Annotated in this window: 1 protein-coding gene and 1 pseudogene; both read right to left on the bottom strand. The window is 40.0% G+C overall.

The window, feature by feature from the left end; genetic code table 11:
- A pseudogene (locus AC2JF9_RS09835) lies at window positions 1-181 on the bottom strand (glycine dehydrogenase); the annotation flags it as partial.
- A gap of 17 nt (window positions 182-198) precedes the next feature.
- Window positions 199-417 (bottom strand): glycine cleavage T C-terminal barrel domain-containing protein (locus AC2JF9_RS09830; RefSeq protein WP_500727408.1); only part of this gene is annotated, 219 nt, incomplete at its 5' end.

Raw genomic sequence — 417 nt, 5'->3', positions numbered from 1 at the left:
CTAATCTTGTAAGTTCTTTTAATAAGGCAGATTCTGATTTTGCAGGTTTAATATTGTATTCTCCCTTGAATCGTACACTTTCAGGAATATCTTTGAAAAGTTCATCAACGGATGTGACACCGATTGCTGTCAGCATATCTTGCTTGTCTTGTTCCGTCATCGGTAAGTAGCGATGTTTCATCAAAAAAACCTTCCCCTCTATTTTTTAGGTCGTTTATAAAAAGGTGTGGCAACCACTTTCGCTTTTAATCGTTTTGAACGGATTTCTACCTCAACCTCTGTGCCAATTTCCGTAAACTCTTTTTTCAAAAGAGCCAAACCGATATTTTTCTTTAACGTAGGTGACTGCGTGCCGGTTGTTACTTCGCCGATCAGCTCGCCACCCGAATATACTTGATAACCATGGCGTGGGATTCC

The organism is Lactobacillus sp. C449L, assembly GCF_059900815.1.
This window is presented reverse-complemented; position numbering and strand designations above follow the sequence as displayed.